Below are 22,966 nucleotides of genomic sequence, written 5' to 3' on the forward strand. Positions count from 1 at the left end.
AAACCCAAAGGTTTCCGTTTCTATGATATCAGCGTAACATATTCTCCCCCGGATTTGTGCAAATTTTACCCAAACGTTTGGGTTTTATGGTATACTGTTTTTATGGATCATGATTTATAATAACATTCAAGATATTTTTACGGAGGTAGAATATGACATTAAAGGAAATAGCGGAAGAAGCCGGCGTGTCCATTTCCACCGTATCCAGGGTCGTGAACAATAACACTCATGGCGCGGCCAGCAAGGAAGTACAGGACCGGATCTGGGAGATCGTGCGCCGGACCGGATACACGCCCAATCCCACTGCCCGTAACTTAAAGCTTGGAGAGAAAAAAGCAGCCCTTGTCTCCTCCCGCTCCATTGCCTGCTTATTCGCGCGTACAACGGATACTGTAACCGACTTATTTTTCTCCTCCCTCGCCCGCAGCATTGAACAGGAAGCCTTTAAACGAAACTATGTGTTAAAATATTCCTTTTCTTCTTTTGATATCAATCATCCAGGCACCTTCCGCCTGATCACAGACAACCAGGTGGACGGGGTCGTGATTCTGGGGCGCTGCGATAAACAGCTTCTCGGCCTTTTGAAGAAATATTTCAACTGCCTGGCCTATACAGGCTTAAATAATCTGGAAGCAAAATACGATCAGATCATCTGCGACGGACACCAGGCCGCCCTTGCGGCCACCGGCTATTTAACCGGACTGGGACACCGGAAAATCGCATACATCGGGGAAACCAAATCCGAAAACCGTTATACCGGATACTGCGACGGTCTAAAGGCCCGCAGGATCCCCCTGTGCAAGGAGTATGTTGCCAACGTGGCCCTTTCCTCAGAGGGTGGCTATCAGGGGGCAAAGCGCCTTTTAAATGCCGGTTGTGACGCCACCGCCTATTTCTGCAGCAACGATATCACAGCCATCGGAGCCATGAAGGCCTTTCATGAAGCCGGCCTTAAAATCCCCGGAGACGTCTCAATCATCAGCATTGATGACATTGACACTGCCCAGTATCTGACTCCAATGCTCACCACGGTTCATATCCCTGTGGAAGAAATGGGCCAGATGACGGCAAAGATCCTCATTGACCGCATTGAGGGCGGCCACCGCCTGCCGGTTAAACTCGACCTTCCGTTTTATATCGCAGTCCGGGACAGCTGCGCAGCTCCCAGGCGGTGATGGGTCTGTCCGTTTATGACCAAAACCATGGGATAACTGTTCCACCCGTTACCAGCAATTTTTTCTTCCATCTATTCCTCCACCTTTTCTTTCTTTGAAATTATACAGGAAACGGGAGGATCTCCTGCAAAACGGACATAAAAAAACACCTTGACTGGTCAGTAATAACCATTTCAAGGTGTTTTCTCATACGATAGATCCTGCACATTTATTGCTCGGGCCGCTATGTAAGATTCCTCTTAATGCCGCCTTACAGCGGTGGCATCTCCGGCACTTTTTCATCTTTCATTCAAATACTGCATAATTCCCATGTGAATGGTGAATGCCAGCCGGTCCTGGTAATCCGGGGAATTTAAGAGAGCCGTTTCCTTCCAGTTAGTCAAAAATCCGCATTCCACAATCACAATGGGGGTCCGCACATGCAAAAGCAGATAATAGTTATCATTGGGCTTTGCCAGTCTGGTGTTCTGTTCCCCCAGCACGTAATCAAACCGGTCCTGCAGGATCTCTGCCAGCTTTTTTCCATTTCCGGACTTTTTATAGTAAAATACCTGTCCTCCGAAAACATCCGCCTGGTGATAGCTGTTCTGGTGGATGCTGACGGTGAGAGCCGGGCTTACATCATTGATGATCTCACAGCGCTTGTTCATGTCAGCCATCTTTTTTTTGCTGTCCCTTTCGGAATACAGACCATTGTCATCTTCCCTGGTCAGGACCACTTCCACGTCGGAAGCTTCCAGATACTTCTTTAAACGTTTTGCGATCTGCAGATTTATATCTTTTTCCAGGGTTCCGTCAACGCCGATCTTTCCCGGATCATTTCCTCCGTGTCCCGCATCAATGACCACCACAGGTTTTTCTTTTCCGGCCTTTGCATTGACCCCTGCCGCCATCTTTCCGGCCTGAGTTGATATCACATATACCAGCACCAGCAAAATCAGTGCCATAAAGGGTTCCCACTTTTTTAATTTCACATTTTCTACCTAATTCACTTTCTTAATGAATTATATCTTTCAGCGAAATAAAAAAGAACTGCTCCCTGCTACTTTCCTGTCATTCTGAACTCAATACATTATAGTCCTTTGTTCCATCCGAGGTGATCCATTCCAGATATTGGGCCAGAATGCTGGGATACCCTTCTTCCTCCCACATCTTATAACCGGCCTTTGCCATAGCCTTATCCCGGATGTCCGCCACTTTTCCCGCATAGCAGGCGGCATTAAGCTCTGCATAGACCTTTGCCATCTGCTCCTTCTGATATTTTGTCAGGTCCTTAAACGTATCAAGGCTCTTAAATTCATCCTGGGCCTGGTTATAAAACACCTTACTTAAGAACTTCTTTCCAAATTCATCAAAGTTCAAAAGATTCTTATCGGTGCTTCCAGTCTCTTTCGCCCAGCCCTCCATATCCAGGGAATTTGTATGATAACGGAAACTACCGTCATCTCCATAATATAGGACTCCATACTGGCAGGGCGGCGTGGATAAGGAACTGGTCACAATCTCATAAATCCCGGTATCACTACCTGACCTCATGTAGTGCTGTACATGAAGGTGACCGCTTAAAAACAAGGGCACCTCCCAGCTTTCCAGCTGGTCAATGAGCTGTTCGCTGTGTTCAATGGTGCAGTCCTGCAAGTATACCTCACTTTCATCAAGAAGATTATGGTGGGCTACAGGTATCACATTCATTCCCAGATTCCATGCTTCTTCCATCTGCTCTTCAATCCAGTCATATGTATCATCCCGTATCATTCCGCCCACCAGATTCTTTGGTTCGTACTGGCAGGTATCAAGCATTAATGCCCTGGTATAGTCATTTATCTGGTAAACATAGCTTAAGGAAGCAGGATCACGGCTGACCGCTTCATTGTATCCAAAATCCTGGTAAATCTCTTCAAATTCTTCCGGAGTGATATTTTCCGCCCCCAAAAAGGTATCTCCCACAAACTGAGCTGCCTGGGGATTATTGATGTCATGGTTTCCCGGTATAACGATTACGGGAATCCCGGCTTCTTCCAGTTCTCCAAGCTTTTCGGTAAATTCCTCATGGCTTTCCTTTTCCCCGTTATAGGTCAAATCCCCGCTTAAGATCACCAGGTCCGGCCGCTCCTTCTTCACCTCTTCCACAAAGGCATCGGTGATTTCCCAGATATACTGCATCACCTTGCCGTCGCCATGGTCTATGCTGTACTGAAAACCTTTCTGAAAATCAGTCAGGTCCCTGGCTAAGTAGTGCATATCCGTAGCCACAATGATCTTGCAGCCACCTTCAATGGTTTCCTCCGGCGGCTCTGAAGCCGGTTCTTCGGAAGTTTGGGGAACTTCTTCTGTGGTGGGTGGTTCTGCCTTTGTAGTTTCCGTCTCCCGAGGCAGAGTGGTTTCTGCGGTGGTGCTTTCCTGCACCGCTTCCTTTAAAGAACAACCCGCCAGCATGCATGCCGCGGCCAGTAATGCTGCCAATACGATCCTGTTTCTCATAACCTGACCTTCCTGTCTCTTTCACATCATTTGTCTATTTTTTATCAAACTGGATTTCATCCCATAAATCTGAGGGCTCAAATCCCAGCTTCCAGCAGGCCACCCCTGCCAGGTCATACTGCTTGATTAAATCCATCTTAAGCTTAATGGAGCGTTCCTCCTCCAGCCACAGCTTTTTAATTCCTTCCTCTGACTGCAGTTCCCCGTAATACTGGCCTAATTCCTCCTGCCAGTACAATTCCACATTATTTTCACTGACCCACTCCTTTGCACGGGCAACACCCATAGAAGAGGAGGTGACTTTCCCGTCTTCTCCCTCGGTCCACACCCTTGTATAAAGGGGGATCCCATTGATCACCTTTTCCTTTGGCACCTGAGCCAGGGTATCCTTAATTCCGTTTTCCACATAATTAATGGAAGCAACGGAGCCGGCATCTCCGCCTGCATAATGCTCATCATATCCCATAACAATTACGTAATCCGCCACGATCCCCTGTTCCTTCCGGTTATAAAACTGGTTGCCAGGAGCCGGAACGTAATTGTCCACGGAAAGAACGATCCCTTTCTTGCGGCAAGGTATGGAAAGCTCCCGTATGAACTGGATATAATGGACCCCTGCTTCTTCCTTGATCCCCTCAAAATCCAGGTTGATCCCGTCGAGGCCGTATTGTTCCACCTCAGACATAAGAGCTTCAATCAGTTTCCGTCTGGTGGAGGTCTTTGACATGAGGATCTCCGTATTCACATCAGGGCTGAAATTATTGATGAGAGCCCAGACCTTCAGTCCTTTGTCATGGGCCTTTTTTACATAATCCGCCTGGGCAAGAGACCGGAAGTTCCCCTCATTGTCCGTAAGCTCATACCAGGTGGGGGAAATGACATTGACCCCTTTCGTATTGGCGATCAGGCTGTCAAAGGAAGCATTTCCTTCCGGATTCGTCATTTGGTGCCAGGCAAGACAAACCGGTTCTTCCATGGAAATACTGGTGTAAACCGGCTTTTCAAAGGTGCTTGCAGGAACCTCGCTGGTCATCTCTCCAAGCCGCTTGCGTTCCACATAGCCCACAAATCCGTCATCAGTCCGCACCTTATCCCATTTTTCCATGGATTCCAGGACCGTAACCTGGCTTCCAGGAGAGATCCAGGTCACAATAGGGCTTTTCACTCCGCCCTTTACCCTGACATTCCCCTTTTGGGAAACAATGGCTTTTTTCTGGGCATCCCAGTTATTATTTATAAAGATCCGCTTGAACTGAGCTCCGTCATAGGCCGTCACGCGGATATCCGTATAATTTGCCACCAGACCGATGGACAAATAAACCCCGTTTTCATCCACCCATATGAGGGGTTTCCCCGACGCTCCGACAGTGGAATGATCCGCATAGACAATGGTGTCCGGCAGGGCGTACACCAGGAGCTTTTCATTGCTGTCCCAGTAAAACCGTTCATTCAGCATATCATTTACCCACGTGATTGGGAGGTAGGTCTGTCCCTGCAGAAAAAGCCCCTTTGCTTCCTGCAAATCCTCATTGAGATAGAGGGCAACTTCATCTTCTTTTACTCCCAGCAGTTCGGTTATATCTGCCTGTTCCTTTGACGGAATATACCGTTCCAGAAACCGGACCCCGAAAAACCCCGCGGTCACTAACAAAATTAATCCTAGCGCCGCAAGAACCGGCACTGCTTTCTTCTTCATCTGCTTTCCTCCTGTATGTACCATGCATCCGTAGTGCAAGCCTGCGAATCCTGAGGATTCACAGGCTCACGGGCATTCGCCCTATGAAAAAGATCATGATAAGATTTTCTTATGTGCGGGCACAACGAAAATCTTCTCCTGACTTTTTCCCACTGCTCATTGCTTACGTGAAGATTATACCACAATTCTTCTTTTTTGGAATTTACATTTTCATTACGTTCCAAATCCCCTGATCCTACCCTGACGCGCTTATATGACCAGCTTAAGGCTGAAGATGGCATCCAGCGCGCGTCCCCTTTGGCACTTTCTAAAATTTACCGGTTATAAACCCGGTCAAATCTTATTTCCTGCAGCTTTCCTGTCTTTTTGTCAGGAATATAATCGGCCATGTAAAAACTGTTGTCCTCCCTTACTTCAAATATTTTGTTCCAATCTTCCTCCGGCAGTTCCTCTCCGTCAATAATGATGGCAATTCCCTGATCCCGGTATTTTTTGAGCCCTGCCAGATACTCACCTTCTTTTGTGCGCTCATTCCTTTCCCTGGCATCCTCTGTTCTCATCCACATCTCCCCCGTATCATTTCATTTGTACTGCATAGGCCCGGGAGAGAACCACAAGGATATTGCCGTGACACAATCCCTCCCCAGGCCTAAAAAAACTGCTGGTAAAAGCCTATGATTTCACCGGTGACAGCAAATGCGTCTACTGAAACCGGAATCCGAAAGATGGGTATTTTAAGCCTCTTTTCTGCATTCCTTCTGGCTTCCTCGCTGCCAAATGACACGAGAGTCTTCCAGCTCTTTTCCGCTTTTTTCCTCTTTCCCTCAAACTCCAGAAACGCTTCTATCTGCCACTCACTCAAGCTTCCGAGAACAAATTGCCTGTCACATCTTAAAAACTCTTCCAGATTGCCTTCCTTTACGGTTCCGTAATCCACAATCACCGCCTGGTAACCGGACTTTTTACACAATAGCAGGGTATCAATCCCCGCTCTTTCATAATAATCCGCCTCCAGGATCCGGCAGAATTCTGCCTGGGCCTTTTCCTCAGCGCACAGCTTTCTCATGTTCCGGAAATCCCCATGACTGTTCCACTCCAAAACCGCACACCTCTTTCCCAGGACCCCGCCCAGATATCCTGCCGTCATAACCGTATAATGAGTCACCCCCACTCCTCTGCCGGTGCCTATAATCCCAATGACTTCCTGGCTGACCGGCTTTTTACCGGAGCGCAAAAGCTTCCATACCTTTTCTGCCATTCCATTCATGCGGCGTTTATCCTTTCCCAAAGGTACGGTCTTTGCCCGGAAGCATTCCGGTCAGCCGCTGTGCGATCCAGCCTGCAAGCCCGCTGATCCCTTTTTTTCTCCTTATTTTTATTTCTAAAATTTCTTCCAGGAACACCTTGTAAAAATCTTCTGCTTCCGCATCTGGGGCAAAAGGATCCGGATAATAAGGGGCCTTCAAGCATCGGGAGGGAGCCGCCCCTTCAGGCAGCCTTATCCTGATCCCCCCGGCTGCATGGTTGTATACGATCCCATAGGGAATACGCCCTTTTACAACCTGTTCTACTGAGAAAAAGGTGCTGCTTCTGCTCCAGCTGCTGCCGTCGCATATCAGTATCACCCTGTCGGGGCCTGCCCCCAGCGCCTGCTCAAGATCTTTTCCATAATCCAGAATGCGGACCCTAAAGGGCGGATCTTTTAACTTCACTCCCGGACCATAATAAGGTTTCCAGACAAAGCCACGGCAGCGCATCAGACCATACTGGTCCCGTTTTGCAGACGCATAGTCACCAAGCCCGGCGCCCATGCCAGAGTTATTTTTTTCTTCAAATAAATTGGGATATCCGTGATTTCTAAGATAAACAGACAGGCCGATTCCTATATGAGTCGTTCCGGCCCCTGATTTGCTCCCTGCAAGAGCAATTGTAAGAGATGATGATTGTAGACGGTCCTTTGCAGCCGTTCCCATGTTTTCAAGCTGTCTGAGCCTTTCTTCCAGCTCCTTTGCTGATGAAAACCGTTCTTCCTTTTCCTTTTTTATGCACCGTTTAATAAGGGCAGCCAGATCGGTATCCATTGATGCAGCCGGTTTATAAGGCAGTTTTGGAAATTCTCCTGTAAACAGGTAATGAATGATAGTACCAATGGCATAAATATCTGTTCTAACATCCAGCACTCCATTCTTTGAATACTGCTCCGGCGCCGCACAACCCACGGTTCCGTACCGTTCTCCGGGCATATTTGCATCAGCCAGGGATGCAGCAAGTCCAAAGTCGATCAGTTTTATGGTGTCATGGCACAATAACAGGTTTTTCGGCTGTAAATCCAAATGTAATATGGGGTTTGGTCCTGCGAGATGCAGGTAACTGATGATGCTGGTCAACTGAATTCCATATGATATGGTCAGTGCCCGCGATAGATGGCCCTGTTTTTTTACAAGGTCATATAAAGATTCTCCTTCCAGATACTCTTCGATCAAATAACTATAAAATTCGTCTTCTTCTACGTCATAAATAATGGGAATTCCAGGATGGCGCAGTTCTTTAAGAACCAGTGCTTCACGCCTTAGATCTTCAAATTTCAGAAAGCTTTTAGGTACCCGCTTGATCGCCCGGTACTCCTCAAGCCCAAGATGAACCGCCAAAAACACTGTCCCTGCCCGGCCGGTTCCCAAGATGCCGTATAGCTGATATTTGCCAAACAGAACGGCGCTTACTAAAACCACCTCCTTTTGTCTGTCCAATATCATCTCTTGGGGTATATTCTAATATATTCCTCCTGTTTTTTCAACTATTTTTCATAAAAATATAAAAACAGGAATTGATAACCAGAAAAGCACTGTATTTTTTGCTGTTTTCCGGATTGCACCGGTACCAGTGAAGACAATAATTCAAAGCGATACAACTATCATATGCAAATGCAGTAATTCTATATTTAGAAATATATGAAAGGGTGGTTTTTCTATGCCTGTTTCCAGGACTTTACAGAAAAATATCACTTACAATCAACCAAAATAAAGGTAGGTAATGCTAAAATGAATGTACCAAAGTTGAGACTATTTTACATCAAACCTTCTAAACGTCTTTCCCTTCCATATGAGCGATGTATAAATCCCCCCATTTTTCCAGGCTGTCCAATACCGGTCTGAATTCACGGCCCAGCTCGCTCAAAGAATATTCCACCTTTGGCGGTATGGTATTATAAACGGTGCGGGTGATCAGGCCGTGTTCTTCCAGATTGCGCAGCTGTTTTGTAAGAGTAGCCTGGGTAATGGGAGCCAATTCACGCTCCAGCTCTTTAAAACGAAGTGTCTGCTCATCCAGATGGTGAAGAATCAGCAGCGCCCATTTCCCGCTCAATACCTTTTGAGAAGTAAAATACGGGCAGATACCGAACAGATCTTTCTTTTCAATTTCATTTTTCATGATAAATCCTCCATTACTATCTAAATAGATACCTACTATACTAAAAAATCGTACTTGTAATTTTATATGCACATACTATAATTGTACCATAAAGCAAGGCAAAATACAATTTGCCGGTAAAAGAATGGAGGATCAATCATGATCGATTATGCAGCTGTTTTAAAAGAGAACCCCAACGGTGTCCTGGCGACCCAGGATGGAAATAAGGTAAAAACCCGTGTTTTCCAGTACTTGTTTACTGACGGCAACAAGGTATATTTCTGCACCAGTAACCAAAAACCGGTCTACAACCAGATCAAGGCCAACCCCTATGTTTCCTTCTGTACCTACCCTGCCGACTTTGCACCGGTTGTGTCTGTGAACGGTAATGCGGTCTTTGTCGACGATATCTCCTTAAAGGCCCGTGCGCTGGATGAGAATCCAGGCATAAAAGGTCTGTACAAAACACCCGACAATCCCGTTTTTGAGATTTTCTACATAGATGTAGAAGAAGTAGAAACTTTCAGCTATTCAGACGGTCCCAAGACCTATACCATTTAACCGCAAACAGCAATGAGCCGCCTCCTATATGGCTAATATATAAAGAGAGACTGGTTTGGTTTTAGTAAAAACCCGGAAAAAATCAGAAAAAACATAAGGACAAACCTCAAATCCTCTGTTTATGCGGATTTTGAGATTTGTCCTTATTATACTATACTGACGTAATTTATTTTAACTCTTATTAATAAAAAATTTTCTCAGTCCCCCGCAGCGGCAGAAATTAACAGTACAGCCAATTTGGCCAATAATATTTTCAGACATTTTCTTCAAAACCGCCACGCGGAGATTCCGGAAAAATTACAAAAAATCATATTAAATCAGCATCATATCAAAAAATAAAACCGAAAAATTCCAATAATCAAATAGGATACCCGGTTTTTAGCATACAAACCTTAAAATTATATAAATTTTTTCACATAGTAATTGCTTTTTCGCTATATTATATAGTATAGTTATGTTGAGGAAGTATGTAAATATTCATTACCATTTTAAAAAGAACAGGAAGTGATCCTATGAAGATAGAACGTATTAATGAAAATCAAATTCGTTGTACGCTTACAAGCTTTGATTTAAGCGTCCGAAACTTAAATTTAGGCGAGCTTGCTTATGGCAGTGAAAAAGCCCGTAACCTGTTCCGCGAGATGATTCAAAAAGCCTCTAACGAAGTGGGATTCGAAGCAGAAGACATTCCTCTCATGGTAGAAGCAATTCCGTTGTCCAACGAAAGTGTGATGCTGGTGATCACAAAAATCGAAGACCCGGAAGAATTAGATACAAGGTTTGCAAAATTTTCACCAGCAGCTGACGAAGACCTGGATTCCATGCCAGGAGACTTGGCAAGCGAACTGCTGGAAGGCGCCGACGGACTGTTAAACCTGTTGGGTATTGACAAAAAGGAAGAACCGGAAACAGAACAGCCAAAAGAGCAATCAAGTGCTTCCTCTATAAGAATCTATTGTTTTCAAAGCCTGGATCAGATATCTGATGCTGCACGGACCATCGGACAGGTTTACGATGGCGAGAATACATTGTACAAAAAGCCTGATACCAGACAGTATTATCTGGTGATCAGAAATACTCCAGACAAATCTCTGGATTTCAGCCGTATCTGCAACCTGCTTGCAGAATATGGTTCCAAGATTCGTCAGGATTACGCCTCCGAAGCGTACTACAAGGAACATTACGAGGTGCTGATTGAGGGCCACGCCCTTCAGTCTCTGGCAAAACTTTAATCCGTTCCTTTGTTCATAGTACTTCATCACAAATCAAAAAATGAGGTTCGGCCCCCAAAAAGGGCCGAGCCTCATTTTTAAAATACAGAAGCTTCTTCCAGAAAAAATGCAAAAATCAATTCCAAAGTGGCATCAGTTTCCTTGCACGGGATCAAAATCCAGTCATGGATCATTTTTGCCCCTTTTTTGTAAATGATTTCTGTTCCCTGCAGTTTCCCCGCCTTTTCCGCCAAAAGCTCACAATCCGGAGTGAGAATCTCCTCTGTCCCCGAAAATACCAGAATCTGCCCCAGATTGTCCCAACTCCCATAAAGAGGAGACACAAAGGGATGATCCGGTTCCAGGGGACCACGGTAACGGGCACCGGCTTCTCTTAAAGCTTCCACCGGAAGGATTGGATCTGTTTTTTTCACGATCTTTATTTTCGGGTTGTTAAGAGCGATATCAAGCCATGGAGAAATGACGGCGGTTTTCACAGGCATGGGCAGATTCCCTATGTCCCGCAGTTCCTGTAAAAATGAAAGAGCCAGGCCGCCGCCGGAAAAATCTCCAAACAGGAAAAACTCATCCTCCGGATACTCCGCCACAAGACGGCTGTATACACGGACCAGATACTGGTGGACATCCAATGCCGTAAACTCCGGGGCCAGAGGGCACTGGGGTATGGTCACCTTTACCTGATTTTCTATGGCAAAATGCTCCGCCATTTCCCTGTAACGCTCCGACGGTTCCAGGGTATAAGCCCCTCCCGGGAGCATGAGGACATGGGCAGCCTTTGCATAGCTTCCGTTTATGGTGACTGCAGGAAAGCCGTCCACGCTCCAGGCCCTGACCCTCACCCTTTTTGTAAACAGCTCCTGAGTCAGCACCGGCCTTCCTCTGACCGGCTGTTCCAGCTTAAGCGCCATTTTCTTGTCCGCTTTTTTAAGTCCTGCAGAAATCCTTGCCATTTCCGCTTTCATGCTCATGGTTTTTATCTCTCCTTTCCCTGTATTTCACATGTTACAGTTTAGCCATGGTTTCTCCATAGACGAACTGTAACCTCCACATTACGAAGCCTTACATAATCTGTTTAATTTTTTCAGCTCATACACCACAAACTGACTGACAATGACCATTGATGTGATATCCGCCACAGGTCCTGCATATAAGATCCCTTCCAGTCCAAAGGATAAGGGAAGGATTAGAATCAGCGGAATCAGCAGCAAAAGCTGGCGCAGCATGGATAAAACAGAGGCCTTTAAAGGCTGTCCCGTTGACTGAAAATAGCTGGTGGTCGCAACCTGGAAGCCCGCCGAAAAAATTCCCAGCATATATATCTTCAGACAGCGGATCGCAAACTGGGTGAACTCTACATCCTTAGTTCCAAACAGGCTTAAAATCTGTCCGGGGAACAGCTGACAGGCAAGCCAGCCTATAAGGGAAACCGCTGTTGCCGCACTGGCAGCCAGAAGAAAGGTCCTTCTCACACGATCCGGCTGATTCGCTCCCTTGTTAAAACCAAGTATGGGCTGTGATCCGATACCGATCCCGATACAGATGGAAATGAGTATCATTCCGATCTTATTCACAACGCCCATAGCGCTTAAAGCCACATCGCCGCCAATGGCTGTCCGGTTTCCATAATACACCAGAGAATTGTTCATGACAACCTGTAAAATGGTAGACGCGATCTGGGTGATACCGCTGGAAACCCCAAGGGGCAGAGCCAGCCGGCAAATACCCTTATCAATGCGCATGCCTTTTTTATTGAGGCGCATATGTTTTCCCCTGTACATAAAGTACAGCACCAGGACAACTGCTGATATAATCTGAGAGGTGATGGTAGCTATGGCCGCACCGGTCACACCCCAATGGAATACAAAGATATAAATAGGATCCAAAATGGTATTCAAAACAGCGCCTACTAATATGGCGTACATGGACAAAGCAGGATTCCCATCGGTCCTTGCCATATTGCTCAGCACCACAGAAAGCATGTTAAACGGAGTTCCTAACAGTATGACGGAGGTGTACTGCCTCGCATATTCCATAGTGTTCTCGGTCGCCCCAAAAACCTTTAACATAGGTGTCATAAGGGGAAAGGCCACAGCCATGACCAGGACACTGGCTGCCAGGGTCACCAGGAAAACGGTTCCAAGAGTCTTGTCCGCCGCCTCCTCATTCTTTTCCCCCAGCTTAATGGCCGCATAGGCGCTTCCCCCCGCTCCCAGCAGGGTAGATATGGCCAAAATAATCGTGACAATGGGAAATGCAATGGTGGTGGCCGCATTTCCCAGATATCCGATGCCCTGTCCGATGAAAATCTGGTCCACAATGTTGTAAATTGAATTTACCAGCATGGAAACAATTGCTGGAAGTGCAAACTGCAGCAGCAAATGCCCTATTGGCTTATATCCCAGGGGATTTTCCCCCTGTCTTATCCTGTCTTGTTCCATAAAATCTCTATTCCTTTCCTTTCTGTTCCACAATGTGATCGCGGGCATTGCAGGCCATGCGGATGAGCATTTGCTCCGCTGCTTCACGTTCTTCCTTAGTAAACCCCTTTAATACAATATCCGCCCATTCATTTACACTCTCCAGAGTTTTTTCCACTACAGCCGCCGCCTTGTCCGTAACATAAATCCTTCGGATGCGCTTGTCCTCTTTTGCCATTTCCGTCAGGACATACCCCTCTTCTTCCAGCTTCTTCACCGCGCGGGTGGCAGTCGCTTTATCATATTGGCCATAGGAAGCCAGTTCATGGAGGCTCATGCCCGGATTTTTATAAATCTGCAATAAAAAAAACTGTTGTCCACAGCCTATCTGATAAAAGGATAATTGATTTGCAAAGTACATATTATTCAGTCTTTGGAGAATCGAGATATATTTCCCGATTTCCCTGTGCTCGTTCATGCGTTCCACCTCCAAGCCATAAGGGCGAATTACACTTTTTAGGGTGATAATCAGCATATCATAAAATGGTTGCACCCGCAACTATTTTTTTCATCCAGAAAAACAAAAAGCGGTACCGGTTTTGCATTACCGGTACCGCTGTTCATAATAAATTTACTATGATTTAAAAATCTCACAGGCCTTCCCGCAGGCAGCCTCTGTAACCGCACAGCCGCCAAGTGAAGTTTCCCTTAATTCAAATGGAATGGAGCGCCCCACCGCCATCATGGTGTCCAGCATCTGGTCAAAGGGTATGAACTGTTTGACTCCTGACAATGCCATTTCTGCACATACCAGTGCATTGGCAGCACCCAGAACATTGCGGTTCTGGCAGGGATATTCCACCAGGCCGGCTACCGGGTCGCAGACCAGACCTAAAAGATTTACTAAGGCAGAGGAAGCTGCATCCATGCACTGCTGCGGCGTACCGCCCATAATTTCCGTCGCCGCTGCCGCTGCCATTGCGGAAGCCGCACCGACTTCGGCCTGACAGCCGGCCTGTGCTCCGGCCACGGTCGCATTCCTCATGAACAGATAACCAACCGCACTTGCCGTAAAAAGGCCATCTATGATCTGATCACTGCCCAGGGAAAATTCTTCTTCCAGGGCAAGGAGCAGCCCGGGCAGCACTCCGGAGCTTCCGGCTGTAGGCGCCGCCACAATAAGTCCCATAGAAGCATTCACCTCCAAGACAGCAAGTGAATAGGTAATCGCCTTGGACAGCATGCTCCCGCATATGGATTTTCCTGATCTCCTTCTGTCCCGTACCTTTGCAGATTCTCCCCCGATCAGTCCGCCAATGGAAATCACAGGTTCATCTAAGGGCTTATGGCAGGATTCTTTCATAATCCGGTAAGCTTCCTTCATCCGGCTGATGGTCTCTTCAGAACCGGCGCCGAACTCACTGGCTTCACGTTCCTTCATCACTTCTGAGATCCGGCATTGATTTTCCTCACATAATTTCAGCAATTCATTTCCTGATATAAAATCCATAAAAGCCTCCTAAACCTGAATAAGCATAACATCTTCTACTTTCGGATGTTCCCGCAGCTTTTCCAACAATTCCTGGGGAATCTCCTCATCAGATTCTACCACAGAGTAAGCGGTTGCCCCTTTCCGTTCCCGGAACAATCGCATGAAAGCAATATTTACATTGCGCTCACTTAAACTGGTTGCAATATAGGCCACCATGCCCGGATAGTCCAAATGCCGTATGACCAGTGTGGAATATTCTCCGGTAAAGTCTACATCAATTCCGTTGATCCTGACAATTTTTACCTTACCTCCTCCTAACGAGACTCCGCGGACCGACATGGTTCCGGCCTCTTCTCCAGTTACATGAATCTCTACTGTATTTGGATGCACCTCTGTTTCTTTTTCATCCACACGGAAGGAATACTTCAGTCCACATTCATCCGCCAGCTGAAAGGAATTTTTAATCCTTAAGTCATAAGTCTCAAATCCCAGGATGCCTCCAAGAAGCGCACGGTCGGTCCCATGGCCTTTGTAGGTCTTTGCAAAAGAACCATACAAAACAAATTCCACCTCTTTGATCGGCCCGTTGAACATCTTTTTAACCAGAAGAGCAATCGCCACAGCACCCGCGGTATGGGAACTGGATGGCCCTACCATATTGGGGCCGATTACATCAAAAATACTGATAGACGGCATAAACGGTCTTCTCCTTTCCCAGTCACCTTATTGTAAGTTATCTTTTTTAATATATTTGTGGTAATACATATCAACCAATGCACTGATTGCATTATCTCCTGATACGTTACAAGCAGTTCCGAAGCTGTCCTGTGCAATATACATTGCCTGAAGAAGGCTGGCAATATCACCCACTGCCGGTATTCCAACAATGGGGAAGAACGGTGTCGCCGTAAAGATGGAACCTCCCGGAGCTCCCGGAGATGCAACCAGGGCTACTCCCAGCACACAGATAAATGGAAATATGGTAAGGAAGCCATGAGGCATGCCGTAAATAAGCAGGGTCGCGGTCACACAGCAGGTAATGGTGATCATGGAACCTGCCATATGAATGTTAGCGCACAGCGGAATTACGAAATTACGGATTTCTTCTGAAATGCCATTACTTTCCGCACACTTGATGTTAACCGGAATGGTTGCCGCAGAAGACTGTGTACCGATTGCGGTTAAGTAACCTGGCAGCTGGTTTTTCAGCATGGTGACAGGATTTCGTTTTGTCATTATGCCTGCAAAGGTAAAGGCTACAAGCAAATAGATCAAATGAAGAAGTATTACGATCAGGAATACCTTCCAAAGCACGGACATAATTGCAAAGGTGGTTCCCTGATATGTCATCTTGGCAAAAGTTCCGCAGATATATAAAGGAAGAAGCGGAATAATCACACGGCCCAGTACTTTTGTAATAATCTCAGCAAAGTCTTTGATCACATTATACAAGGTATCCCCGATCTCTTTGCCCCGCATGGTGCTGATGCATACGCCCAGTACAAAGGCAAGTACAACAGCGGCTGTTGTTTCAAGCAGCGGAGTGATGGCCAGAGAGAAATATCCGCTGATGGCCTTATCACTTGCAGATGCAACTTTCGCTACTACCTCTTCATTCACAAAAGAGGGGAAAAACGTACTGGCAACCGCATAAGCTGCACTTCCAGCCAGCAGCGTGGAAGCATAAGAAATTGCCGCGGTAAACGCCAGCAGCTTTCCTGCTCCCTGAGATAAGTCTGCAATTCCCATTGTAACAAAAGCTACTACCATAAGCGGAATGATAAACATTAAAAACTGCTTAAACAAATCTGATATAGTGATCAATATTGAAGTTACAAAGCTTGGACAATACATTCCGATCAAAATACCAATGATAATTGCAATAATCAGCCTTGGTACCAGCCCCAGTCCCTTCTTACTCTTTTTACTTTCCTCCATATCAATACCTTCCTTTCGATGAGTAAAATAAATTTTATTTATTTTATTTTTTTGATGTAATTTATTTTATCATAAATTTATAAAGATTGCAATGTCATTATATTTTTCTAATAATCAAACAAAAATCCCGCAGTTTCTTTGTAATATTGCACAAATGACTGCAGGATTTTTCTTTGCATCAGGTTTTGCTGTATTAATGTTTATTCATTTCTCTTTTCTGTAATTACCCCCGCATTCCGAATGTGCATATATACGGTGTTTTTAGAAATCCCCAGGTAATCAGCCACCTTTACAACCGCATCTTTCAGGGTAAAAACCCCCTGTTGGTGCAAAGAGTTAATGATCTCCTTGTTTTTAAGAGACGGAAGTATTCCATCATCTTCCATTACGGTTTTCCGAACCTCTTTGACTTTGCTGAGAATTAATTCATCCAGATTATTTGCAAAAGTTTCGGATTTAACCAGGGAATGTGAGGATATTTGGGGAAAATAGCTGGACAGGATATCGGATAAACCTGTATTCAAATAAAAATTGATACATAAAAGTCCGATAATCCTCCCCTCCTCCCCGCGCACTACAATGGTAGAGGATTTTAATGGTTCTTCTTTTTTGTTCTTGGTGAAATAGGAAATATAGCTCTTTTCGCCATCTTTTTCGATTTCTTCCAGCATCTGAAGAGCCAGGTCCGTAATCGGCATTCCTTCCGCGCGTCCTGTATGGTGTCCATTGATGATCTTTATGACGGAATGTTCCGTATCCTCCAGACTATGAAGTACCATCTCATAGCCTCCCCCCAGATAATCCGCCAGCCCTTCCAGCATGATCTTATAGGAATCCAGTATAATTCTGTCAATCAGTGTTAAGTGTACATTATAATCCTTCATTGTAATCATCCCCTATGTTCAGTTTTTGAGGAATAATGCATTATTTTTAAGGCATTATAACATGCTGTAAAATTTTTTTCAATAAAATAAAGAAAGGTTCTTAAAGATAATGTAATTTATTACATTAAAATAGTCCGGTCAACGCCTGACCGGACTATTTTTCTTATTCCTGTTTTTTCTTAACAAAAAAGAGGAAAGAGGCAAAATCTCCTGTCTCCTTTAACAGGCGTCCTCTGTCAATGGGAATACCGGCGTACATAAGCTCACTTCCAAAATATTCGCCGGTCATCCCAGGCAGGGAAACCTGATACAGCATTTCCTGGCAAAGGCCCTGAAGCCTCAGTCTGAGCCAGCCGGCATTGACTGGATTCAGGACCTGAAAATAGGCGCCAACTGCCTGTTCCATGTCCTCTGACACCGTGATCCAGGCTGTGTCATTCCCTTCAAAAGGACTCTTAAGCCGGTAAAATGTACCCTGGTGCAAAAGCTTCCGGTACTTTTTGTAGCAAACGATCTGCTGTTTAACCACCTCTATTTCCTCGGAGGTCAGTTTATTTAAATCCAGTTCATATCCAAAAGCTCCGAAAATTGCCGCATTTCCCCTTGATTCCAAAGGCGTGATCCTGTGTACCTGATGGTTTGGAACTGCGGAAACATGGGCTCCGATGCTGGATATGGGATAGACCATACTGGTCCCGTACTGGATCTTCAGCCGGTCCATTGCATCAGTATTGTCGCTGCACCATGCCTGGGGAGCAAAGTAAAGCATTCCAGGATCAAACCTGGCCCCTCCGCTGGCACAGGATTCAAATAAGATCTTCGGAAAATCCCTGGTAAACCTGGTATATAAGTCATAGACTCCCAGGATAAATTTATGCATCACCATTCCCTGGCTCTCAGGGAGAGTCCCTTTGGAATAACATTCCGTTAAATACCGGTTCATATCCCATTTAATATAGGAAATCCTGGCATTACCAATGATCTCTTTTAACATGCCATAAACCGCATCAACCACTTTTTTCCTTGAAAAATCAAGGACATGCTGGTTTCTGCTGGGGGTTTCATAGCGTCCGGGAGCGGACAGGATCCAGTCCGGATGGGCCTCGTAAAAACGGCTGTTCTTATTGACCATTTCCGGTTCGATCCACAAACCGAATTTTAAACCCAGAGCCTCGATCTTCTCCGACAGCCCGGAAATCCCCTCCGGAAGCTTTTCCTTGTTCACATACCAGTCTCCCAAAGCTCTGTAGTCGTCGTTGCGCTCCCCAAACCACCCGTCATCCAGGACAAACAGCTCCACTCCGGTTTCCTTCGCCTTCTGTGCAATGTCAAGGATCTTTTCTTCGTTGAAATCCATGTAGGTGGCTTCCCAGTTATTTAAAAGCACAGGTCTTTCCCTGTCCCTCCAATATCCCCTTGCAAGCCGGGTCCTGTATAAACGGTGGAACATCTGGCTCATATGGGAAAGTCCCTGGTCCGAATACACCATCACAAGCTCCGGAGTCTGAAAAGATTCCCCTGTTTTCAAAGGCCATTCAAAGGTATCCGGATGGATCCCAAAGAGCACCCGGGTGGTATCATGGGTGCAGACCTCCACCTGTCCTAAGAAGCTTCCGCTGTACACAAGGCTGAAGCCGTATACCTGGCCGCTTTTTTCCGTAGTCTCTTTTCTCGCCAGAGCCAGAAATGGATTATGCTCTGCACTGCTGATTCCTCTCATGCTGTAAATGGACTGGATTCCCTGTTCCAGGACACGCCTCTTCAAATACCGCTCTCTGGACCATGCCCCTGAAAGCTGGATCATCTCGTAATCACAATCCGGTAAGTCCACCGCTCCGCTCATTGCGGTCAGAAGGACGATCTCCTCCTTGCCCCGGTGATCAAAACGGGCATGCCTTGTGATGACCGGCAGTTCTTCATAAATGGTATAGGAAAGGATCAGGTCCGTACCCAACACCTCATCACGAAGGGTGACCTCCAGGGTAACGGCCTCTTTCTCCTCTTCCACATAGGTGGCAGGAAGAGGTTCTATGGACCGTTTTCCCCCAAAGATTTTATGGGACACATAGGTGAAGCTGCTGATCCTGCTGCCATTCTCCTGTCTGACAATGCAGGCACCGTACCGGTAATCCCCTGTTCCATAAGCCGGATATTCCTGCTTTGTATACTGTAAACAAAGACTCACCGGTTCCGGACAGGTGATGGCTGCGTGAGAGCGCTCCCCTGTCTCAAGAAGATATGCATAGGACTCCCTGTCCGTAATGCGTTTCCCATAATACAGATTTCCCAGCTGTCCATTGGCCATGATCTGGATGATATAGCTCACGGACTGATTATACAGGTGAAACTGATTTGCTTGTTCATGATAAATGATAGGCATAAGTCGACTCCTTTTATAATTTTCCTCCGGATGTAGCAATTCCTTCTATAAACTGCTTCTGGAATATAAGATATATGATAATCATTGGAATACAGGCCAGCAAGGATGCTGCCATAAGCTCCGGATAGTTTGTTTCAAACTGTCCCTGCAGCTTTGCAAGGGCAGCGGATAAGGGCATTGTGTTCTGCTCTGTGTTAACGACCAGAGGCCACATCAGCTCTTTAAATGCAAACAGAGCGGTAAAAATGCCCAGAGCCACCATGGAAGATTTCGTAAGGGGAGCCATCACATAGAGAAAGGTCTGGCCGATATTGCAGCCATCCAGTCTGGCCGCTTCCTCCAAAGAAGCCGGAAGCCCCATATAAGCCTGCCTTAGGAGGAATGTACCAAAGGCCGTCACAAGTCCTGGGAAAAGCAGTCCAAATGAAGTGTTTAACATTCCAAGCTTACTCACCATTAAGTACTGGGGGATGATAAAGATCTGGGATGGCACCATCATCTGGAAAAGAACCAGGGAAAAAGCCAGATTCTTTCCTTTAAAATTAAGGCGTCCGAAAGCATATCCAGCCATAGTAGCGGTGAGCACCGCACAAATGACTCGTTCCACGATGAGCAGAAGCGTGTTCCAGTACAGCCTAAAAAAGTTCATTTTACTCACCACAGATAAGAATGCTTCTTTCCTCCATACTGTCGGAAAAATGATGAAGGGATTCATCTGGGTGGCCTCAGATGTGCTTTTAAAGGCTGTTAAAAACATCCATAAAAAGGGTACCAGCATGATGGCGGACCCTATGATAAGGATTAAGTAAACGATACCTGATCTGATTTTTGTATTCTTATTCATAGTTCTCCTCTCCTAGCTATAATTCACCCATTTTTTCTGGCAGATCATCTGAATCACCGTGATCAGAAGGATCACAAAAAGCAGCAGCATGACAATGGAAGAGCCGTAGCCCTTGTTTCCCTCAATAAAGGAATATTTATAGAAAAGATACACCAGGGACTGGGTCCTTCCCAGAGCCGGATTGTTTCTGCCCATCATCATATAAATGCTGTCAAACACCTGCATTGCCCCAATAACCCTGGTCACAGTCACGAAAAACATGGTTGGGGATATTAAAGGCAGTGTAATGGTAAAGAACTGGCTGATACCATCCGCCCCGTCAATCTGCGCCGCCTCATAATAATCCCTGGGTATTTCCTGAAGGCCTGCAAAGAAAAGAACCATATTGTAACCGATCACAGACCAGATCCCGACCACAGCCACAGAGATGAATGCAATATTAGGATTGGAGATCCAGTTCACTCCGGGAAGGCCAATCGCCCGCAGCAAATGGTTAAGGAGTCCGAACTCCGAGTTATAAAGCCACCGCCAGACCATGGCCACCGCAGCGGGAGCCGCCACCATGGGCAGGAAATAAATGGTCCTCCAGATGGATCGTCCCCGGATCTTTCCGTTTAAAAAGACGGCTATCACAAGGGCAATGGCAATGGAAAAGGGCACTTCCACCACAGCATATTTACACGTGTTCCACAAAGCCTGCCATACGGTCCCGTCACTGAAAAGCTTACGGTAATTGTCAAGCCCGATAAATACATTGCCTTTTCCAAAAGCTCCTGTTTTGAAAAAGCTCTGGTAAATGGTCTGGAAAATTGGGATGATGTTTAAAATGATAAGACCCGCCATGGTGGGCAGCAAAAACATCCATCCCCATAAAAATTCACTTCTCGCCCGCCTTGATACCTTTGATTTTTTATTCATGCAGACCCTCCGTATTTCTTTGAAAAGCGGATATTCCCGATCCGCTTCGCTGCTTGATTCGATTAAAAAGGGGAGGCGCTTTACAGCCTGCCTCCCCAGCCCTTCCTATTCTTGTGCCAGCATGGCATTCATTTCCTGAGCAATGTCCTTGCAGACATCTTCCACACTCTTGGCACCGGTCCATGCATCAATCAATTTTTCATGGCTCATATTGTTCCATGCAACCGTTGATTTGGAGTATGGCCTGATCACCAGATCACCCATCATATCCAAGTATGCCTGAAGGTTAAAGCCCTGATATGCCTTGATCCAGTTATCCGTTGTTCCTTCATAGGCAGAGATAACGATTCCAAGGTCAGACTGCTTCTGCTGTGCTGCCTTTGATCCCATATATTCAATAAGCTTCCATGCTTCCTCAGGCATGCCGGTATTGGCGGAAGCTGCCCAGCCAAGTCCATTGTAAATGGAGATTCTCTTTCCCGTCTCAGCATCTTTCGGAAGCATTGCGATATCACAGTTTGCCTTTACATAATCATTGTTGCAAAGCTCCGGAAGCATCCAGGAACCTGCGGTGATCATGGCTACCTTGCCTGCTTCAAACAAAGCTTCCTCCGTATTCTCCGCCATCACTTCGTATGGAGGAGCATATCCCTCTTTCATTAAGTCTGTTATGAACGTTAACGCCTTGATGGTTCCCGGCTGGTCAAAACCGGATGATTTCTTATCCTCGCTGATCACATAACCGCCCATATCGTAAACGATATTGTTCCAGCCTGCCTGGTCATTGGTTGGCCTTAAGGCAAATCCATACTGGCTTCCGTCGGACTTGGTCAGTTTTTTTGCTGCCTCTGCAAAATCGTTCCAGGTCCAGTCCTTGTCAGGATAGGGGATTCCTGCTTCGTCAAACATGGTCTTATTGTACCAGAGAGCAATGGTGTCGATATCCTTTGGCACCGCATACTGCTTTGTACCTTCCCAATTATAGATCTGCACGATATCCTTGGGGAATTTATCCATTTCCAGGGTCTTGCTATCCTTGATCCGGTCCGTTAAGTTCAAAAGCATTTCATATTCAGAGTACCTTGCGATCTCATTGGAATGCATCCAGAAAACATCTGGAAGAGATCCTCCGGTGGCTCCTGCCTCCAGCATGGTCCAGTACTGCTCCCAAGGAGTTACCTGGATCTGTGTCTTGATTCCTGTTTCATTTGTAAAGTCCTTCATGATTTCTGTCAGTCCCGGCTCCTGGTTTTTATCCCAGATGGCAACTGTCAGAGTTCCCTGTGCCCCGGCATTTCCTGACTCACTGGAGCTTTCTGCTTCCTGCTTTGTTTCCCCTGAGCTTGCAGGAGCAGTCTCCTTTCCGGCGTTGCTTCCGCAGCCAACCAGTGCTGCTGCCATAACCGCTGCCATTGCCGCCGTAAACCACCATTTCCGTTTCATTTTGCTACCTCCCTTTGATTAGTCAGTTTATATAGTTAAAACTGAGTATACAACCTTTTTTTGTGTATTTTTCTTTTACCAATGTTGATTATAAACC

Annotated in this window: 21 protein-coding genes; 3 read left to right on the forward strand and 18 right to left on the reverse strand. The window is 46.1% G+C overall.

What is annotated here, in order from left to right:
* Nucleotides 1-152: 152 nt before the first annotated feature.
* Nucleotides 153-1,175 (forward strand): LacI family DNA-binding transcriptional regulator, encoded by a 1,023-nt coding sequence (locus K401_RS0106670; protein ID WP_024292226.1) that lies wholly within the window; start codon nucleotides 153-155, stop codon nucleotides 1,173-1,175.
* 278 nt (nucleotides 1,176-1,453) lie between these two features.
* Here K401_RS0106670 and K401_RS0106675 read toward each other — a convergent pair whose 3' ends face one another.
* The 7 genes from K401_RS0106675 to K401_RS0106710 all read right to left on the reverse strand — a co-directional run bounded on the left by K401_RS0106675 (nucleotide 1,454) and on the right by K401_RS0106710 (nucleotide 8,781).
* Entirely contained in the window at nucleotides 1,454-2,122 is a 669-nt protein-coding gene (locus K401_RS0106675) for an N-acetylmuramoyl-L-alanine amidase (RefSeq protein WP_330362235.1), read from the reverse strand.
* Between the two features lie 106 nt (nucleotides 2,123-2,228).
* The gene (locus K401_RS0106680; protein ID WP_024292228.1) at nucleotides 2,229-3,656 is read right to left on the reverse strand and encodes a metallophosphoesterase; all 1,428 of its coding nucleotides are present in this window, start codon (nucleotides 3,654-3,656) and stop codon (nucleotides 2,229-2,231) included.
* Nucleotides 3,657-3,690: 34 nt separating this feature from the next.
* Entirely contained in the window at nucleotides 3,691-5,352 is a 1,662-nt protein-coding gene (locus K401_RS0106685) for a glycosyl hydrolase family 18 protein (protein WP_024292229.1), read from the reverse strand.
* Between the two features lie 314 nt (nucleotides 5,353-5,666).
* On the reverse strand, nucleotides 5,667-5,912 hold the full coding sequence (locus K401_RS0106695) for a hypothetical protein (RefSeq protein WP_034620286.1): 246 nt from the start codon (nucleotides 5,910-5,912) through the stop codon (nucleotides 5,667-5,669).
* 89 nt (nucleotides 5,913-6,001) lie between these two features.
* Nucleotides 6,002-6,619 carry a hypothetical protein gene (locus tag K401_RS0106700; protein ID WP_024292232.1) on the reverse strand — a complete coding sequence of 206 codons (618 nt, stop codon included), beginning with the start codon at nucleotides 6,617-6,619 and terminating at the stop codon, nucleotides 6,002-6,004.
* Between the two features lie 7 nt (nucleotides 6,620-6,626).
* Nucleotides 6,627-8,099, reverse strand: coding sequence for a serine/threonine protein kinase (locus K401_RS0106705; protein ID WP_024292233.1), 1,473 nt, complete (start codon nucleotides 8,097-8,099; stop codon nucleotides 6,627-6,629).
* Between the two features lie 331 nt (nucleotides 8,100-8,430).
* On the reverse strand, nucleotides 8,431-8,781 hold the full coding sequence (locus K401_RS0106710; RefSeq protein WP_024292234.1) for a winged helix-turn-helix transcriptional regulator: 351 nt from the start codon (nucleotides 8,779-8,781) through the stop codon (nucleotides 8,431-8,433).
* A 138-nt stretch (nucleotides 8,782-8,919) separates the two neighbouring features.
* Between K401_RS0106710 and K401_RS0106715 the strand changes: the two genes are divergently transcribed.
* Nucleotides 8,920-9,321 carry a pyridoxamine 5'-phosphate oxidase family protein gene (locus tag K401_RS0106715; protein ID WP_024292235.1) on the forward strand — a complete coding sequence of 134 codons (402 nt, stop codon included), beginning with the start codon at nucleotides 8,920-8,922 and terminating at the stop codon, nucleotides 9,319-9,321.
* 512 nt (nucleotides 9,322-9,833) lie between these two features.
* On the forward strand, nucleotides 9,834-10,553 hold the full coding sequence (locus K401_RS0106720; RefSeq protein WP_024292236.1) for an adaptor protein MecA: 720 nt from the start codon (nucleotides 9,834-9,836) through the stop codon (nucleotides 10,551-10,553).
* Nucleotides 10,554-10,630: 77 nt separating this feature from the next.
* On the opposite strand, the gene K401_RS0106725 is transcribed toward K401_RS0106720, so the two are convergent.
* From K401_RS0106725 to K401_RS0106775, 11 genes are all read right to left on the reverse strand, one after another.
* Nucleotides 10,631-11,521, reverse strand: a complete 891-nt coding sequence (locus tag K401_RS0106725) for an alpha/beta hydrolase fold domain-containing protein (protein WP_024292237.1) — start codon at nucleotides 11,519-11,521, stop codon at nucleotides 10,631-10,633.
* 81 nt (nucleotides 11,522-11,602) lie between these two features.
* A complete protein-coding gene (locus K401_RS0106730; protein ID WP_024292238.1) occupies nucleotides 11,603-12,991 on the reverse strand; it encodes an MATE family efflux transporter in 1,389 nt (462 codons plus the stop codon).
* A 7-nt stretch (nucleotides 12,992-12,998) separates the two neighbouring features.
* Nucleotides 12,999-13,448, reverse strand: coding sequence for a MarR family winged helix-turn-helix transcriptional regulator (locus tag K401_RS0106735; protein WP_024292239.1), 450 nt, complete (start codon nucleotides 13,446-13,448; stop codon nucleotides 12,999-13,001).
* Between the two features lie 156 nt (nucleotides 13,449-13,604).
* Nucleotides 13,605-14,480, reverse strand: a complete 876-nt coding sequence (sdaAA, locus tag K401_RS0106740; protein ID WP_024292240.1) for an L-serine ammonia-lyase, iron-sulfur-dependent, subunit alpha — start codon at nucleotides 14,478-14,480, stop codon at nucleotides 13,605-13,607.
* Nucleotides 14,481-14,489: 9 nt separating this feature from the next.
* Entirely contained in the window at nucleotides 14,490-15,158 is a 669-nt protein-coding gene (gene sdaAB, locus K401_RS0106745; protein ID WP_024292241.1) for an L-serine ammonia-lyase, iron-sulfur-dependent subunit beta, read from the reverse strand.
* A 27-nt stretch (nucleotides 15,159-15,185) separates the two neighbouring features.
* Nucleotides 15,186-16,400 carry a dicarboxylate/amino acid:cation symporter gene (locus K401_RS0106750; RefSeq protein ID WP_024292242.1) on the reverse strand — a complete coding sequence of 405 codons (1,215 nt, stop codon included), beginning with the start codon at nucleotides 16,398-16,400 and terminating at the stop codon, nucleotides 15,186-15,188.
* Between the two features lie 200 nt (nucleotides 16,401-16,600).
* The gene (locus K401_RS0106755; RefSeq protein WP_024292243.1) at nucleotides 16,601-17,284 is read right to left on the reverse strand and encodes a helix-turn-helix transcriptional regulator; all 684 of its coding nucleotides are present in this window, start codon (nucleotides 17,282-17,284) and stop codon (nucleotides 16,601-16,603) included.
* A 163-nt stretch (nucleotides 17,285-17,447) separates the two neighbouring features.
* Nucleotides 17,448-19,664, reverse strand: a complete 2,217-nt coding sequence (locus K401_RS0106760) for an alpha-galactosidase (RefSeq protein ID WP_024292244.1) — start codon at nucleotides 19,662-19,664, stop codon at nucleotides 17,448-17,450.
* Between the two features lie 13 nt (nucleotides 19,665-19,677).
* A complete protein-coding gene (locus K401_RS0106765; protein ID WP_024292245.1) occupies nucleotides 19,678-20,508 on the reverse strand; it encodes a carbohydrate ABC transporter permease in 831 nt (276 codons plus the stop codon).
* Nucleotides 20,509-20,520: 12 nt separating this feature from the next.
* Nucleotides 20,521-21,426, reverse strand: a complete 906-nt coding sequence (locus K401_RS0106770; RefSeq protein WP_024292246.1) for a carbohydrate ABC transporter permease — start codon at nucleotides 21,424-21,426, stop codon at nucleotides 20,521-20,523.
* Nucleotides 21,427-21,531: 105 nt separating this feature from the next.
* Nucleotides 21,532-22,869 (reverse strand): ABC transporter substrate-binding protein, encoded by a 1,338-nt coding sequence (locus K401_RS0106775; protein WP_024292247.1) that lies wholly within the window; start codon nucleotides 22,867-22,869, stop codon nucleotides 21,532-21,534.
* Nucleotides 22,870-22,966: the final 97 nt, after the last annotated feature.

The organism is Lacrimispora indolis DSM 755 (assembly GCF_000526995.1).
Lineage (GTDB): Bacteria > Bacillota > Clostridia > Lachnospirales > Lachnospiraceae > Lacrimispora > Lacrimispora indolis.

Bases quoted from the DNA above. Each gene is read 5' to 3' on its own strand.
- K401_RS0106670 (WP_024292226.1), top strand. From the start codon at position 153: ATGACATTAAAGGAAATAGCGGAAGAAGCCGGCGTGTCCATTTCCACC.
- K401_RS0106675 (WP_330362235.1), bottom strand. From the start codon at position 2,122: ATGGCACTGATTTTGCTGGTGCTGGTATATGTGATATCAACTCAGGCC.
- K401_RS0106680 (WP_024292228.1), bottom strand. From the start codon at position 3,656: ATGAGAAACAGGATCGTATTGGCAGCATTACTGGCCGCGGCATGCATG.
- K401_RS0106685 (WP_024292229.1), bottom strand. From the start codon at position 5,352: ATGAAGAAGAAAGCAGTGCCGGTTCTTGCGGCGCTAGGATTAATTTTG.
- K401_RS0106695 (WP_034620286.1), bottom strand. From the start codon at position 5,912: ATGAGAACAGAGGATGCCAGGGAAAGGAATGAGCGCACAAAAGAAGGT.
- K401_RS0106700 (WP_024292232.1), bottom strand. From the start codon at position 6,619: ATGAATGGAATGGCAGAAAAGGTATGGAAGCTTTTGCGCTCCGGTAAA.
- K401_RS0106710 (WP_024292234.1), bottom strand. From the start codon at position 8,781: ATGAAAAATGAAATTGAAAAGAAAGATCTGTTCGGTATCTGCCCGTAT.
- K401_RS0106715 (WP_024292235.1), top strand. From the start codon at position 8,920: ATGATCGATTATGCAGCTGTTTTAAAAGAGAACCCCAACGGTGTCCTG.
- K401_RS0106720 (WP_024292236.1), top strand. From the start codon at position 9,834: ATGAAGATAGAACGTATTAATGAAAATCAAATTCGTTGTACGCTTACA.
- K401_RS0106725 (WP_024292237.1), bottom strand. From the start codon at position 11,521: ATGAGCATGAAAGCGGAAATGGCAAGGATTTCTGCAGGACTTAAAAAA.
- K401_RS0106730 (WP_024292238.1), bottom strand. From the start codon at position 12,991: ATGGAACAAGACAGGATAAGACAGGGGGAAAATCCCCTGGGATATAAG.
- K401_RS0106735 (WP_024292239.1), bottom strand. From the start codon at position 13,448: ATGAACGAGCACAGGGAAATCGGGAAATATATCTCGATTCTCCAAAGA.
- sdaAA (WP_024292240.1), bottom strand. From the start codon at position 14,480: ATGGATTTTATATCAGGAAATGAATTGCTGAAATTATGTGAGGAAAAT.
- sdaAB (WP_024292241.1), bottom strand. From the start codon at position 15,158: ATGCCGTCTATCAGTATTTTTGATGTAATCGGCCCCAATATGGTAGGG.
- K401_RS0106750 (WP_024292242.1), bottom strand. From the start codon at position 16,400: ATGGAGGAAAGTAAAAAGAGTAAGAAGGGACTGGGGCTGGTACCAAGG.
- K401_RS0106755 (WP_024292243.1), bottom strand. From the start codon at position 17,284: ATGAAGGATTATAATGTACACTTAACACTGATTGACAGAATTATACTG.
- K401_RS0106760 (WP_024292244.1), bottom strand. From the start codon at position 19,664: ATGCCTATCATTTATCATGAACAAGCAAATCAGTTTCACCTGTATAAT.
- K401_RS0106765 (WP_024292245.1), bottom strand. From the start codon at position 20,508: ATGAATAAGAATACAAAAATCAGATCAGGTATCGTTTACTTAATCCTT.
- K401_RS0106770 (WP_024292246.1), bottom strand. From the start codon at position 21,426: ATGAATAAAAAATCAAAGGTATCAAGGCGGGCGAGAAGTGAATTTTTA.
- K401_RS0106775 (WP_024292247.1), bottom strand. From the start codon at position 22,869: ATGAAACGGAAATGGTGGTTTACGGCGGCAATGGCAGCGGTTATGGCA.